Raw genomic sequence first — 14,994 nt, 5'->3', positions numbered from 1 at the left:
CTCCATGCCCGTAGCGCCCCCCGCGCACCTGCCCGGCAAACTCACCGTCTGTCTGTGGGACTTCTCCTGGTACACCCGCACCGGTCCCGGCGAGCCCTTCGCCGACCTCGACAAGGCGTTCGCGGAAACCGTCGAGCGCGGCTACAACACCATCCGCATCTGCGCCATGCCCCTGCTGCTGTTCGGCCCGGGCACCCCCGGCGGGCCGCTCACGCTCGGCCCGCTGGGCGGCCGGTACGGCCAGGGCATCCGCTGGTACGACGTGCGCGCCACCACGACACTGCCCGATCCGCGCGCCCACCTGCTGGCGCTGTTCGAGGCGGCCCGCCGCCACGACGTCCACGTCATCCTCTCCAGCTGGGAGTACCAGCAGAGCCCGTCGTTCGCCGGTGACCGGGCCTGGTTCGACGCCATCATGGCGATCGGTCCCGAGCAGCGGGCCGAGGCCCTCGCCGACGCCCTCGCCGACCTGATCGACTTCCTGGCCTCGCACGACGGCCTGGACGACCGCGTCGCCTTCACCGAACTCCACAACGAGGTGCAGGCCGGCCGTCTCACCGACGGACTCACCGGTGCGGACGCGGTCGCCGCCCTCAGGCCCCGCCTGGAGCGCGGGCTGGCGCGCTTCCACGAGCGCCACCCCGACCGGCCGGTCACCGTCAACTACGCCCATGTCCCGGTGGGCTCGCTGCACGCCCTGCCCGACGGCATGGACGTCGCCGTCTTCCACCCCTACGTGTACGGCGTGCTGGACGAACTGCTGGACACCTTCGCCCTGCGCGACGTCTCCCGGCCCTTCCCCCAGGAACGCGCGCGGCGGGAGCTGCTGCGCGCGGGCGCTCCCCCTCTCGCGGACTGGACGCCGCCGGAGGCCGACCGCTGGCGCACCGACGCCACCATCGTGGGACCGCGCGAGGTCTACGTCCACGACTGGTGCGACCCGCAGGCGTGGGACGCCTGGCTGTACGAGCGCTACGCCACCCACCGCCCGGCCATGGAGCAGAAGCTCACCGGCTGGATCGCGGCGGCCGCCGACTGGGCCACGACGGCCGGGGTCCCGCTCGTCTTCGGCGAGGGCTGGATCGGCTACACCCCGCTGCACGGCACGTTCGAGGAAGGCCCGGTCGGGGCGGCGTTCTGCCGACGTGCCGTCGCCGAGGCCGCCCGCTTCGGCGCCTGGGGCACGGTCGTGTGCTCCAACGCCGCGCCCCACCACCCGATGTGGCAGGACATCGCCCTGCAGCAGGAGTGCAACGCCCTGCTGCGCGGCTGACGTTCCCTCCGAGCCGGCCCGGCGCGTCGCCCATGACGCGCCGGGCGGCGTTCGCTTCCCCCGCGACGTCGTCGGCGCGTCCTCCCACTCGTTCCGGGCCCGCCACGCCCCTCCGGACGGAGACGGTCTCCGCCTCGGTCCACCGCCCACGGGTGGGGAGCAGGACGGCGCCGTCCCACGGGCCGGGTGTGGGCAGGCCGATGGTGGCGGAGGTGACCAGCAGGCGCTGTCCGGTGAGACAGACGCCGGTGGGCCGCCTGACGGGCAGCGGCACCACGGCCGGCACCCGTCCGTCGGGAGCGAAGCAGCGCACCTGCGCGCCGCCCCAGACGGCGCACCACAGCCGTCCGCGGGCGTCGGTGACCATACCGTCCGGGCTGCCCTCGTCGGCGGAGAACCGGGCGAACGGGCGGCGCCGCGACAGTTCCCCGGTGCGCGGGTGAACGGTGAAGGCGTCGATCCGCCCACGGGCACCGTCGGCGAGGTGCATCGTGGTGCCGTCGGCCGCGAAGGCAGGTCCGTTGGGCACGGTGAGACCGGTGACGGCCTCGGTGACCGTGCCGTCCGGGTCCAGGCGGTGGAGAGTGCCGGCCCCCTCGGTGTTGTCGCAGGCCATGCTTCCCGCCCGCATCCGCCCGGACGGATCGCACACCGCGTCGTTCATCCGGCGTTCGGGCACCATGCCGGAGACGGGGCGGGCCGGCCACGAGGGATCCGGGTCGGCCGGACCGTCGCCCTCGCCGTCGCCGATGTCGGTGTCGGTGTCGGTGTCGGTGGCCAGCAGAGCGAAGCCGGTGCCCGCGGCTGCCGGCCACCGCCCGGACCGGCGGTCCCGCAACGGGGCGACCGCCCCGAGGGGTTCCGGCAGGCGGGCCACCTGTCTCAGGGCGCGTTCCGGGGGTGCCGAGGGGTCGAGGCGCAGCAGCCGGCCGGCGAGGATGTCGACCAGGACCAGGCTGCCGTCGTCCAACAGGCGCAGCCCCTCGCCCAGTTCCAGTCGGTCGGGCGCGACATCGCGCACCGCGTCCGCGTCGAACGCCGGCGGTTCGTCCTCCGTCCCGGTTCCTTTCTCGGCGCGGGGCCCGGTCAGCGGACGGCGCTGCCCGGCGCCGCGTCCAGCAGTGCCAGCTCGTCGCGGTGCGGCAGCCCTTCCCAGTCCCCCTCCGTGGCCACGGCGAAGGCGCCCAGGGCGGTGGCACGGTGCAGTCGCCGTACCGGGTCGAGTCCGTCCAGCAGGCCGGAGAGGTAGCCGGCGCAGAAGGCGTCGCCCGCACCCACGGTGTCCAGGACCGGGACGGTCCTGGCCGGAGCGGTCAGCGGGGGCCCGGAGCCGACGTGCAGCTCGGCTCCCCGGTCTCCGCGCTTGACGACGACTTCGCCGATGCCCGCGGCCAGCAAGGTCTTGATGCGCGTCGCCTCGGGGGTGTCCTCCTCGCCGGCCACCACCGGCAGTTCGTCGTCCGAGGCGATGAGCACGTCGACCAACGGCAGCAGTGGGCGCAGTGCGGCCGCCGCTGCCCGGACGGTCCACAGGCGTGAGCGGTGGTTGACGTCGAGCGCGACCGTCCAGCCGTGCGCGCGAGCGTGTTCGGCCGCGCCGCTCACGGCGTCGAGCGGTCCTTCGCCCAGCGCGCAGGTGATGCCCGTCAGGTGCAGGATGCGGGCGCCGGCGTCCAGCGCCGGGGCCAGGTGCCGGCGGGTGGTGCGCGATGCCGCGGAGCCCGAACGCCAGTAGTGCACCCGCACCAGGTCGGCGACCCGCCGCTCGCGGAGCATCGCCCCGGTCGGCGCGCTCGTGTCGACGGTGGCGTAGGCGGTGTCGACGCCTTCGCCGCGCAGTGTGCGCAGCACCATCCGGCCCGGTTCGTCCGCGCCGACCCGTCCGGCCCAGCCGACCCGGTGGCCGAGGCGGGCCAGCCCGATGGCGACGTTGGACTCGGCGCCGGCGAGCGTCGTGACCGCGCTGCCCCCGGCGGTGAGGGGGCCGGGGCTGCGCAGGGAGAGCATGGTCTCTCCGAATGTCAGCACGTCGATGGCCGCCGCCTCGGGTGTGGAGGACCCGGTCATGGCCGGGCCTCCTGGCGGCGCCGTCCGGGACGTCGGCAGACTTCGACGAATTTCCTTGCGCGGGCGCGCAGTTCGCCGAGGTCGCCGCCATGGGCGGCATCACCCACCAGGGGGGAGCCCACGCCGACGGCCACCGCGCCCGCTTCGAGGTAGTCCTGGGCGGCCGCCGCGTCCACGCCGCCGACCGGCACGAAGGGCACCTGGGGCAGTGGTTCGCGCAGCGCCTTGAGGTAGGCGGGTCCGCCGACCGAGGCGGGGAACAGCTTCACCGCGTCCGCGCCGGCCTGCAGGGCCGCGACCGCCTCGGTGGGGGTCAGCGCGCCCGCGAGCACCGGGAGCCCGGCAGCCGCGGCGGCACCGACCGATTCGGCGACCGCGGGGGTGACCATCCAGCGCGCCCCCGCCCCGGCCGCACGGCACACGTCAGCGGCGGTGAGCACGGTGCCTGCCCCCAGCACGGAGGCAGGCCCCAGCTCCCGGGCCGCACGGGCGATGACGCCCGGGGCGTCCGCGGTGTTCAGTGACACCTCTATGAGAGAGACGCCCTCCTCGGCCAGGGCCAGCACGGTACGCAGCGCCGCCTCGGGGTCGCGACCGCGCACGATCGCGACAAGGCGCTCGTCGCGCAGGCGAGCGAGGAGATCAGAACCGTCCATCAGGAGCTCCAAGTGGTGCGGTTACGGGGAGAGTCGCGCGGCGGTCACCATTCGGCGAACGAGCCGTCGTCATGCCGCCAGAGCGGGCTGCGCCAGTCCGGTCTGCTGCCGTCGGCCCGGCGCACCGCCGCCTCGTCCACCTCGATGCCCAGCCCGGGGCCGAGCGGACGGCGCAGATGGCCCTCGTCGAACCGGAACACCTCGCGGTCGACGACGTAGTCCAGGACCTCGGCACCGCGGTTGTAGTGGATGCCGATGCTCTGTTCCTGGATGAGGAAGTTCGGGGTGCTGAAGGCCACCTGGAGGCTCGCGGCCAGGGAGATCGGTCCGAGCGGGCTGTGCGGGGCGAGCAGCACGTCGAAGGTCTCCGCCAACGACGCCAGTCGCCGGACCTCGGAGATGCCACCGGCGTGGGAGAGGTCCGGCTGGAGCACGGCGATGCCCGCCCGGAGCGCGGGCATCGCCTCGGCTCGCGAGTAGATCCGCTCTCCGGTGGCGATCGGCACACTGGACGCCGCGACCACGTCGGGCAGCCGGTGCGCGTACTCGGGCAGCACCGGCTCCTCGACGAACAACGGGTGCAGCGGCGCCAGGTGCGGCAGGACCCGGCGCGCGTCGGCGGCGCTGAAGCGGCCGTGGAAGTCCACGGCGAAGTCGCGGCCGGGACCCAGCACGTCACGGACCACGGCCGCCCGTTCGACCACCGCGGCGACGTCCGCGGCGGTGGCCAGCCGGTTCATCCGCCCGCCGGCGTTCATCTTGACGGCGGTGAACCCCGCCTCCGCCTGGGCCTTGACCGCATCGGCGATCTCGTCGGGCTCGTCACCGCCCACCCAGCTGTAGACGCGCACCCGCTCGCGCACCGGACCGCCGAGCAGCACATGGGCGGGCACGCCGAGCGCCTTGCCCTGGATGTCCCACAACGCCTGGTCGAGGCCCGCGACCGCGCTGGACAGGACGGGGCCGCCCCGGTAGAAGGAGCCCTTCGTCATCACCTGCCAATGGTCCTCGATGCGCATCGGGTCCTTGCCGACCAGGTACTCGGCGAGTTCGTGGACCGCGGTACGGACCGTGGCCGCCCGGCCCTCCACGACCGGCTCGCCCCACCCCACCACGCCCTCGTCGGTCTCGACGCGGCAGAACAGCCAGCGCGGTGGCACAGCGAACGTTTCGACCCGGGTGATCTTCAAGGATGTCGCTCCCATGGACAGGACGAGTGAGTGGGGACGGGACAGCCGTGCGCCGGCCGCGCTCACGAGGAGTTCTTCAGCACGCTCCAGCCACCGTCGACCACGAGCGCGGCGCCGGTGACGAAGGAGGCGTCGCCGCCGGCCAGGAAGGCGATCGCGGCAGCGACCTCCTCCGGCCGGCCGAGTCGGCCGACGGCGGTCTCCCGGGCGGCGCCCCTCCGGTCCTCCTCGCCGATGCCGTCCCACGCCCGGGTCAGCACCGGCCCGGGCAGCACGCTGTTCACCCGGACCCGACCTCCGTACTCGACGGCCAGCTGCCGGGCGAGCCCCGTCAGCCCCGCCTTCGCCGCGGCATACGCGGGTCTGCCCGGAAGGCCCACCAGGGCGTGGACGGAGGAGACCAGGACCACGCTGCCGTTCGTCGCGATCAGATCGTCCAGACAGGCCCGCACCCCCAGGAACGATCCCGTCAGACCGACGGCCAGCTGTCGGTTCCACTCGGCCGGACCCGTCTCGTGAGCCGCCGCGATCCGCACCGCGCAGGCATTGCTGACCAGGGTGTGCACCGGGCCGAACGCGGCGTGGGCGGCCTCGACCGCCGACGCCCACGCGGCTTCGTCCGAGACATCACAGTGCTGGAACCGCGCACTGCCGCCTGCCTCCCGAATGGACGCCGCGACCTCCCTGCCCGCCTCCTCGTCGATGTCGGAGAGAAGCACGTGGGCGCCTTCGGCCGCCAGACGACGCGCCGTGGCGGCACCGATGCCCGAGGCGGCGCCGGTGACCAGGGCGCACCGGCCCGCGTGCCGCCCGGAGGACGCAGTTGTTGCAGGGTGCACGGAAAGCTCCAGCAGGAGAGGCAGCGAAGACTCCCGAATTAAATATGAATTATTTAGCCGTGCCAAGAGGCTGTCGTACCGAACCGAAGAATCCGCGCCGCGGCGGCCTGAGCAGCGGTCCGGCGGCCAGGGGGTGCTCTTCTCATGGGCGGCGCTCCGCGTACGGCGGACCGGGCCACTTCGTGTCCTGACGGCAGCGCGGCTCACGGTACCGGCTGTCGCAGGTGTGGCGCCGTCGCCGAGGCGAGGGGGACCGGTGACGGCTTCCCTCTCCCGTGCCGGGTGGCCGGTTGTTTTCCCGCTCCGGCCGGGGCAACGGCCGGGGCGGTTCGGCAGTCGTAGGGAGTGACACACGTCGGCCTCCTGCTCTCATCACCGACTTCCCGCGCACGCAAGGTGGTTGGCAGCAAGGCCTGTCACCCCTGGGAGGATTCATGAGCCGCTTCGCCGCACCACCCGGCGACGGACGAAGCAGCGGGCGCGACACCGCCCCGCCGATCGCCGCCGCACGTGCCGTACGACGCAAGCCCCTCGGTCGCGCCACAAGCCACGGTGTCGTGGTGGGGGCCGTCGCCGTTCTGCTGGCGGGGATCAACGCCTCGGCCGATGCCGCGTCCGACACCGCGCCCGGCGGTCCGGTGGTCAACGGTGCCACCGTCAACTCCGGACACGACGTCATCGTAGGTATCACGCACAACGTGCAGTTCCCGGTCACGGTCACCGGATCGGACGACTCCGGCCTGTCCTTCGCCGACGTGGACCTGAAGGGGCCGCACGGCGGTTTCTACACCACCGATGCCTTCTGCGAGACCGCGACGGCATGCACGACGGTGTTCACCGTCAACGCGCACCCGGCCCCGGGCAGTGACGATCCGGTGGACCTGGCCAACGCCAACGCGGGAACGTGGTCGGTCGACGCCTTGGTCGACGCCGACGACGGCGGTTCCGTTTTCGCCCCCGGCGTGAGGTCGTTCGGCCTCAAGCGTGCCGCGCGGCTCACGGTCAACGCCTCACCGGAACCGGTGGCCAAGGGCGCTCGCATCACCGTCACCGGCAAGCTCGTGCGGGCCAACTGGGACACCTACCGGTATGCGGGATACGCGGGCCGGGCCGTGAAACTGCAGTTCCGCCCGAAGGGCAGCAGCACCTACACCACGGTGGCCACGGTGAACACCAGTGACACCGGCACCCTCCGCGCCACGGTCGAGGCGGTCAAGGACGGCTACTGGCGCTGGAGCTTCACCGGCACCCACACCACCGGTCCGGCCAAGGCCGCCGGCGACTACGTCGATGTGCGTCCCTGATGCGGCAAGCACCACCATGAGCGACCGGCACGGCCCGGCCTCGGAGGGATCCGGCCCGTCCGCCGTCTCCGCCGACCGGTCCGTGCCCGGCAATCGCGACGACTGCTGAAGGACGGGAGCGTCCACCGCGCCGTGCCCGGCATCGCCCGCCTCCGCGATCCCGCCCTCACCGGAGGGCGGATCCATGGCCACGACCGATGAGGAGCATGCCTGAGATCACTTGTGCGACAGCCCTTGAAGCGGATATCGAAAAGGCCGCGGATGAGTTTTCTCGCCATTCTTCCTGCCGCGCCGGCGTGCTCACCCATGGCTGATTACTCATTCAACTCGGGGTGAACGGACCAGTCGGCCACCCTATGGGGAGATATCGGCAAGGCCGGATTCATCCGGCATTTTCCCGGTCTTCACCATCGAATGGCCGGAAGAGCCATGTTCAGGCAACTGTTCGATGAGTCAAGATCGCCACGTTTGGGTTGCTGCGGATTCGTGACGGAGCAGCTGAAGAGGCAGCGAGGCGGCAGACGCCTCGCGGGACGGAAGGTTCTCTCCCATGCGCAAGAGGTCTTGGGCCGCGGTGGTGACGGGCGCCCTGGCGGCCGCAACCCTGGCGGTGGGTTCACCCTCTGCGAGTGCAGTGGACATCTACTCGGCATTGGTGAACTACAAGAGCGGACGGTGCCTCTCCCTGGAGGGTGGCGGAGGTACGGCCAACGGAACCAATGCCATCATCTGGACCTGCAACAGCGGGGACGAACAGTACTGGTTCCACGCCACTCCTTCGGGAGAAATCCGTAACCTCAAGAGCGGCAAATGCCTGTCCCTCGCGAACGGCGGCAGTACCGCAAACGGAACCGAGGTCATCCTGTGGACCTGCAACGGTGCCGCCGAACAACGGTGGGACTACTCGGGCGCCCACCAGTGGTACAACATGAAGGCCGGTAAGTGCATGTCGACGGCGGGCGGCGGTGGCACCTCGAACGGCACCAAGGTGATCATCTACAACTGTCTCGGCTCGGACGAACAGCACTGGGACTACGCAGGCTGAGGCCTGACCCGCACCTACCGGCCGGCGGTTGCCTCCGGTTGCCCGGGCCGGACGCCCCGAGGGCGGTTCACAGCCGCCGGCCCCCGGGCCGGCCGTGCCGTCAGTGGCTCGGGATACGATCACCGCCTCGACGGGCCGGACGGAGATCGTGAAGGACTCGCGGCCATGGGGGGTGGGTCGTCCAGGCCCCGGCATCCAGCTCGGGACTGCAGGTGTCTTGCCGTGACCCCGCCCCCCACCTCCCTGCAACGGCTGGGTTCCGGAACCTTCCTGGACAGCTCCGTCCACCAGCCTGATCACTGCGTTGCGGCGCGAGGGCGCGGAGGCGGCAGTGCGCAGGGGGCGGAGGCGGCAGTGCGCAGGGGGCGGGCGGTGAAGTCCGCCGCAGGTGAAGGCCGTCGGCGGTCACACCACCGTCCGGACGAGGTGGGACAGGAAGAGGACTCATCCTGGAAGCGGGCGTTTCAGCCCACGGCTCCCGTCAGCTTTCGTCCTGCGCCTTCTTCTGTTTCTTCCCGGCTGTTCCGGGATTGCCGGGATGCTCGCCGGAGGTCCTCGCCTTGGTCTGCCTTCCGGTGTCGGAAGGGGCTGTGGTCAAGCCGCCCGGAGTGCCGTCCGAGTCGGGGCGGGGCGACGGGGCCGCGGTGCCGGGTACGGCTGCGTCGGGGGCTGGATTCCGGCTCGGGTCGGCCAGGGCGGAGCGGGGATTCCTCCCCGGGGTGGCGTCACGGAGCGGCTCGGCCGAGGCGTCGGGGACGGACGACGACGGAGGCACGGGTGTGGTGTCGTTCCTCTCGGCGGTGATGTGCGAGGGGTCGGCCGGCGCGGAAGGACGGCTGGCGGTCCGTGTCTCCTTCTCACCGCTTCCCTGCCGCACAAGGCCGTCGGAGACGGCGAGGCCGGCGGTCAGCACGGCGGCGAGCGCGGCGGTTCCGCCGGCGACCAGGGCACGACGCCGCGCGGCTGCGGTTTTCGGCCCGGTCGTGCCGCCTGCGGGCAACGGGGTCGGGTGCGTGGGCTCGGCATCCCGCACCGGTCCCCGGCTCGGCACGACGCTCGTGGCGCGGGTCGCGGAGGGGGCGGACACGGCATCCGCCGCGCCGGCCAGGACGGTCAGCGTCCCGGCGCACTCGCGGGCCGACGGGCGGTCCCGCTCGTCCAGGGCGGTCATGTTCCGCAGCAGGGCCGCGAAGTCCTCCGGCAGGGAGTCGGGCAGTACGGGCTCACGATGGAGCCGTGCGATCGCGGCCTCGAGGGGGCCGCCGCCGTATTCGAGCCTGCCGGTGAGGCACTCGAGGAGTACGAGACCGAGGGCGTAGACGTCGGCGGGCCGACCGACCGGCCGGCCGAGCACTTGCTCGGGGGACAGATACGCGGCGGTGCCGATGAGCGTGCCGGTGGCGGTGCAGGTGGTGGCGTCGAGCAGCCGGGAAATACCGAAGTCGGTCAGGTGGGGACGCCCGGACGCGTCCAGGATGATGTTGGACGGCTTCACATCGCGGTGAACGATCTCTGCGTCGTGTGCGTGGGCCAGGGCCTCGGCGAGGCCGGCACCGAGTGCGGCCGTCTCCTCGGGGGACAAACGGCCTTCGGTGATGCGGCCTTTCAGCGTGGGGCCTTCGACCAGCTGCATGACGAGGTAGGCACGGTCGTTGTGCCGTCCGGCGTCGTAGGCGGTGACCAGGCCGGGATGCTGCAGCCTGGCCAGGATGACCGCTTCACTCCGGAAACGTTCCTCCATGTCGGCGCCGGCGCCGGGCCGGAAGATCTTGACAGCCACCGATCGCCTCAGACGCAGGTCGAAGCCGCGGTGGACGTCGGCGGCACCGCCCGAGCCGATGAGTGCGTCCAGACGGTACCGCCCGGACAGCACTTCGGCGGAAGACCGGGAGGCCAGTGCCAAAGCCGACTCGCGGATCCTCATTCCATCTCCCACTGCTTCGACGAAGGGTCCGTCCAGGCGCTCGTTGCCGACGGGATGCCGGATTCACGTACCCGTGAAGGGCCGGGCTAGCCCCCACGGGCCGGTGCCGGTTCGCGGTGAGACATCGAGGGCCGCGGCGGGACCACGGTCGAGAGCCCGACCGGTCCCGGCCGGCCGGCGTGGGTGACGCCCGTGCGGCTTCCCGGCTCGGGCGGGCTGCGGAACGGTGTCCGGTCGCCCTCGTCGGTGGCGTCCGAGGCCTTGACGGCGTTCCGCCTGCTCCTGCCGGAGACGAACGTCCCGCGGGGGATGCCGACCGCCGGCTCGGCCACGCCTCCACGCGGCCCCGCAGGATGAAACCGCGGGAAGCCCATCGCCCGGCGCTCCTGGCGGCGACAGCGGACCGGAGGCGGGAGCCATGGCCGCCCGGGGTGAGCGCCGGCACATCGGGACCCGGCCCGTTCCGGATGCCGGGCGGGCAGGTCGCGGGAGGTTCCGGAACGCCCGACGTGACCTGGGATACACCCTTTGACGCCCGGTTGTGTGTAGCTTGTCCGACTGCTCCCGCACACAGTGCCGCGGCATCGGGTGCACGTTACATCGACCATTCAGGAGACCCATGCGCCCCCGAATACCCTCCGTTCCCCGCACAGCCTCTCTCCCGCCCGTCGCCCTGGCGGGCGGTGCGCTGGCCCTCGGCCTCGGCGGCCTGTATCTCGCCGGGCTGCTGCTCACCGGCGGTGAGATCGAGGCGGGTACGACGGTACGCGGCGTGGACATCGGAGGTCTGACCCGCGAGGAAGCCACCCGGAAGCTGGAGCGGCACCTGGTGGCGGCCGGCCCGCGGAAGCTGGCCGTGAAAGTCGGCGACCGCGCGGGCACGATCGATCCGCGGCAGGCGGGGCTCACCTTCGACATCCGGGAAACCCTGGACCGGGCGGCGTCCACCGGCACCGATCCGGTCGGTGTGATCGGCGGGCTGTTCCGCTCGGGCGATGACATCGAGCCGGTCGTGCGGACCGACGAGGACAAGGCCCGTGCCGCCCTCGGGAAGCTGGCGAAGACGCTCGACGAGAAGGTCCGCGACGGCGCCGTCTCCTTCGCCGACGGCCGTGTCGAACAGATCGCCCCGCGCACCGGGTACGCCCTGGACGTGGACGCCGCGACCGGCGCCCTGCGCACCCCCTTCCTGCGCGGCGCGGCGGACTCGGTCACGGTGCTGCCCGCACGCGAGACCAAGCCGGGGGTCACGGCGGAAGAGGTGCGACGGGCGGTGCGCGAGTTCGCGCGGCCGGCGATGTCGGCACCGGTCACGCTCACCGCGGGCGGCAAGCGGTTCACGCTCCCCCCGGCCGTGCTGGGCGAGTACCTGACGATGCGGCCGGACGACGGCGGCACGCTCACCCCGAAGCTGGACAGCGCGGGCCTGCGCGCCGCGCCCGTGGTGGCCGGTGCCCTGAACGGCCTCCCCGCCACACCGCGGAACGCCCGGCTGGGGCTGGAGGGCGACAAGGCCGTGGTGACCGCCGACGCCACACCCGCCGTGGAGGTCACCGACAAGGCCCTGGGCAAGGCCGTCCTGCCCCTGCTCACCAGGTCGGGCGCCGCCCGCACCGGCGCGGTGACCACACGGCAGATCCAGCCGGAGGTCACCCGCGAGAACGCGGCACGTCTGGGGCTGACGGAGAAGATGTCCTCCTTCACCGTCGACTTCGAGCCGGCCGCCTACCGCACGACGAACGTCGGCCGGGCCGTGGAACTCATCAACGGCTCCGTCGTCGTGCCGGACGAGACCTGGAGCTTCAACCGGACCGTCGGCGAGCGCACCGAGGCCAACGGTTTCACCGAGGGCATCATGATCCTCGACGGCCAGTACGCGAAGGCGCCCGGCGGCGGTGTCTCCGCCGTGGCCACGACCGTCTTCAACGCGATGTTCTTCGCCGGGGTCAAGCCCGTCGAGTACGGCGCCCACTCCTTCTACATCGAGCGCTACCCCGAGGGCCGCGAGGCGACGGTCGCCTGGGGCAGCCTCGATCTGAGGTTCACCAACGACTCCGGCAAGGCCGTCTACATCCAGGCCGAGTCCACCGACACCTCGGTGACCGTCACCTTCCTCGGCACCAGGAAGTACGACGGGATCACGTCGGTCAAGGGACCGCGCACCAACGTGCGGCAGCCGGAGACGAAGACGAGCACCGACGAACAATGCGTGCCGCAGACCCCGCTCGAGGGTTTCGACGTCACCGTGGAGCGGGTCTTCCACGACGACGGCCGGGAAGTGCGGCGGGAACCGTTCCGCACGCACTACACCCCGCGTGACGAGATCACATGCGAGGAAGTACCGGGCGAGCGTCAGCCCTGAGGGGGCGACCCCGTCGGCTCGCCCGGCGTCGCGTCCTCTCCGCCCGGCAGGAGCCGGAGCGCATGCGAGGGCGGCACGCACCCGCGCGGGTGCGTGCCGCCCTCGCGCTCCACTCCCCCGTCGATCGCCGTCCATCCGCAGCGGGGCGGCTCACACGCTCCCCTCGACACGGGAACTCACAGGGCCGAGCGCTCCGTACAGCCGGTCGGCGCTGTCACGCTGTCGGGCGTGCAGGCGTCCGACGGTGCGTCGGGACGTGGTGGACTTGTGGTCCGGGTCCATGCCGTACGTCGCGTTCCACCGGGAGGCAGCCGCCGAGATCGCCCAGCCGGGCGGTCTCTCCCCCTCCGTAGCCTGATGCCGATGGGCACGGGCTTGTCCGGGCCGTCGGCCTGCGGGGGCCGTCAGGGCGGAGATGCCGACGGCTCCGGCGGGTCCCCGGGCTCTCAGGCGTGGCCCTCGCCGTAGAAGCGGACGTAGTCGACGGTCATCGTCGCGGGGGACGGCGTCGAGGCGTCGGGCGGGCCCGGCCAGTCGCCTCCGACGGCGACGTTGAGCAACAGGTGCATGTCCTGTTCGAAGACCCAGTCGCGCGCTGAGGGGAGCTTCGACGGGGTCAGGGTGAAATACGGCTTCCCGTCGACGGACCAGGTGATGCGGTGCGGCCGCTTGTCGACGGCGTAGGTGTGGAAGGCCGCCGAGGCGTCGGCGGTCAGGGTGGCGGCTTCACCGATCCCGTTCTCGTTGTAGTAGGTCGGTCCATGGGCGGTGCCGTACACCGTCCGCGGTTCTCCGCCGACCACCTCGCAGATGTCGATCTCGCCCTGTCCGGGCCATTCGACTCCGTTGTCGCCCAGCATCCAGATCGCGGGCAGCAGCCCCGTGCCCGTGGGCATCCTCGCGCGGATCTCCGCCCGTCCACGGGTCAGCGCGACCTTCCCCTCCGTGGTCAGACGGGCCGATGTCCAGGGGCAGGACTCCTCGGTGAAACACGGGAGTTCGGCCCCTGGTGGAGCCGGACGCGCCGAGATCTCGAGGTGACCGGCGCCGTCGAGGGCGGAGTTGGCCGCGTCGTCCGTGTAGTACTGCAACTCGTTGTTGCCCCACCCCTCGGCCTCCCGGTTCCCGGTCTCGGTGTTCCAGGACCTCTCCGAGGGGCGGGTGCCCGCCGCTCCGTCGAACTCGGCCTGCCAGAAGGGTTTCTCCCCGGCCGGCGCCGGGCGGTGCGTCTCCGTCGGAGCCGTGCCGCAGGCGGCCAGCAGGCTGCCCAGGGCCAGTACGAGCGCCAGACTGGTCCCTCGGTTCACCGCGCTGCTCCCGAATGGGCCCTCACCGGAAAAGTACACATGGCACGAACCCTACAAAGGCCCTTGCGCACCTGACCTCGCGGGACGGCACCGGTCACGGCATCCGCCGGCGGACCGGACCCTGTGGCACGGCCACCCGGTGTCCGGGCACGCCTGCACGTGGTGCACCGCGGCCGGATCCCGCAGGCGTCGAACCCCACCGCACCGTCGGCTCGGGGCGTCGTAGGCTGAAGTCGTGGTTCCGGCGGGTCCTGCCGAACGAACGGATCTCGCGGGTGGCCACGTTCAGCGCGCAGCCGCCGGCCGCTTCCGGATTCCTCGGCCTCCCGGCGCAACCGGGTCAGAAGATCGGGGGATGCCCGTGGTCGCGACGGAGGCTCCCGGGAGTGCGGTGCAGAGCCCGCGTCGGACGGTGCCGCTCGTCGGCTTATCGCTCGCGGAGGACGACGACGTCGGTGGTCGGGGTACCGGGGGCGGGCACGGGCGGAAGCCTGCCGAGTTCCGCCTCCCAGGCGGGCAGCCCGGCCTCCATGGCGGCCGGGCCCCGGTGTGTTCTACGCCGCGGTGCCCTGTCCGGCCTCACCCGGGTCCCCCAGCGGCCGTGTCAACCCGTCACCCGCCTCCGGCCGACGGTCCGGCTCCGTCTCGTCCAGCTCCCAGTGGTGCCGGCACTCCTCGCACCGGGGCCCGTCCGTGACGGTCTCGAACACCTCCCCGTTCGGACAGTCCGTGCCGTCCCCGCGGCCCACACACGCTTCCCCGGTGTCCCCCATGCGCTCGACCGTGCCGCCGCCCGCACGGCGCCGGGGAGTGGGCCCGAGGGGCGCACAGACGCTCACGGTCGGCACGACGCCCCGGCACCCGCCAACAGTCCCGCACGGACCGGGTCCGTCGTTTCCTCACCCGCCGCCACTCCCGTATCGCACCGTGGACCCCGGACACGTCCGCCACCGGCTCTTCGGAGGCCGGTGGCGGACACAACCGGCCTCGGCGCCCTCGGCGGCCGGCCACCCGGCGGTCCGCCCGG

At 72.5% G+C, this 14,994-nt stretch carries 11 protein-coding genes and 1 pseudogene; 4 read left to right on the top strand and 8 right to left on the bottom strand.

Annotated elements, in window-relative coordinates:
- Positions 1–4: 4 nt before the first annotated feature.
- Positions 5–1,273 (top strand): cellulase-like family protein, encoded by a 1,269-nt coding sequence (locus ACFY3N_RS16670; protein WP_390817405.1) that lies wholly within the window; start codon positions 5–7, stop codon positions 1,271–1,273.
- Between the two features lie 217 nt (positions 1,274–1,490).
- Here ACFY3N_RS16670 and ACFY3N_RS16665 read toward each other — a convergent pair.
- The 5 genes and pseudogenes from ACFY3N_RS16665 to ACFY3N_RS16645 all read right to left on the bottom strand — a co-directional run.
- Positions 1,491–2,294 (bottom strand): annotated as a pseudogene (locus tag ACFY3N_RS16665) (SMP-30/gluconolactonase/LRE family protein); the annotation flags it as partial.
- Positions 2,295–2,359: 65 nt separating this feature from the next.
- On the bottom strand, positions 2,360–3,340 hold the full coding sequence (locus ACFY3N_RS16660; RefSeq protein WP_390817404.1) for a sugar kinase: 981 nt from the start codon (positions 3,338–3,340) through the stop codon (positions 2,360–2,362).
- The gene (locus ACFY3N_RS16655) at positions 3,337–3,996 is read right to left on the bottom strand and encodes a bifunctional 4-hydroxy-2-oxoglutarate aldolase/2-dehydro-3-deoxy-phosphogluconate aldolase (protein WP_390817403.1); all 660 of its coding nucleotides are present in this window, start codon (positions 3,994–3,996) and stop codon (positions 3,337–3,339) included. The genes ACFY3N_RS16660 and ACFY3N_RS16655 overlap by 4 nt, the downstream gene beginning before the upstream one ends.
- Positions 3,997–4,040: 44 nt before the next feature.
- The gene (gene dgoD, locus ACFY3N_RS16650) at positions 4,041–5,186 is read right to left on the bottom strand and encodes a galactonate dehydratase (RefSeq protein WP_390817402.1); all 1,146 of its coding nucleotides are present in this window, start codon (positions 5,184–5,186) and stop codon (positions 4,041–4,043) included.
- 62 nt (positions 5,187–5,248) lie between these two features.
- Entirely contained in the window at positions 5,249–6,025 is a 777-nt protein-coding gene (locus ACFY3N_RS16645) for an SDR family NAD(P)-dependent oxidoreductase (protein ID WP_390817401.1), read from the bottom strand.
- 434 nt (positions 6,026–6,459) lie between these two features.
- On the opposite strand from ACFY3N_RS16645, the gene ACFY3N_RS16640 reads away from it, so the two are divergent.
- Both ACFY3N_RS16640 and ACFY3N_RS16635 read left to right on the top strand, forming a co-directional pair.
- The gene (locus ACFY3N_RS16640; RefSeq protein WP_390817400.1) at positions 6,460–7,329 is read left to right on the top strand and encodes a calcium-binding protein; all 870 of its coding nucleotides are present in this window, start codon (positions 6,460–6,462) and stop codon (positions 7,327–7,329) included.
- A 550-nt stretch (positions 7,330–7,879) separates the two neighbouring features.
- The gene (locus ACFY3N_RS16635; RefSeq protein ID WP_390817399.1) at positions 7,880–8,374 is read left to right on the top strand and encodes an RICIN domain-containing protein; all 495 of its coding nucleotides are present in this window, start codon (positions 7,880–7,882) and stop codon (positions 8,372–8,374) included.
- Positions 8,375–8,855: 481 nt separating this feature from the next.
- Here ACFY3N_RS16635 and ACFY3N_RS16630 read toward each other — a convergent pair whose 3' ends face one another.
- Positions 8,856–10,298: a protein kinase gene (locus ACFY3N_RS16630; protein ID WP_390817398.1), complete on the bottom strand. Its 1,443-nt coding sequence runs from the start codon at positions 10,296–10,298 to the stop codon at positions 8,856–8,858.
- A 619-nt stretch (positions 10,299–10,917) separates the two neighbouring features.
- Between ACFY3N_RS16630 and ACFY3N_RS16625 the strand changes: the two genes are divergently transcribed.
- Positions 10,918–12,660 carry a VanW family protein gene (locus ACFY3N_RS16625; RefSeq protein ID WP_390817397.1) on the top strand — a complete coding sequence of 581 codons (1,743 nt, stop codon included), beginning with the start codon at positions 10,918–10,920 and terminating at the stop codon, positions 12,658–12,660.
- A 446-nt stretch (positions 12,661–13,106) separates the two neighbouring features.
- Here ACFY3N_RS16625 and ACFY3N_RS16620 read toward each other — a convergent pair whose 3' ends face one another.
- Positions 13,107–13,967, bottom strand: coding sequence for a family 16 glycosylhydrolase (locus ACFY3N_RS16620; protein ID WP_390817396.1), 861 nt, complete (start codon positions 13,965–13,967; stop codon positions 13,107–13,109).
- 554 nt (positions 13,968–14,521) lie between these two features.
- Entirely contained in the window at positions 14,522–14,740 is a 219-nt protein-coding gene (locus ACFY3N_RS16615; RefSeq protein WP_390817395.1) for a hypothetical protein, read from the bottom strand.
- Positions 14,741–14,994: the final 254 nt, after the last annotated feature.

It is taken from the genome of Streptomyces sp. NPDC000348, from assembly GCF_042898795.1.
GTDB lineage: Bacteria > Actinomycetota > Actinomycetes > Streptomycetales > Streptomycetaceae > Streptomyces.
The sequence above is the reverse complement of the archived record's forward strand: the minus strand, read 5'-3'. Positions and strand labels throughout refer to the sequence as shown.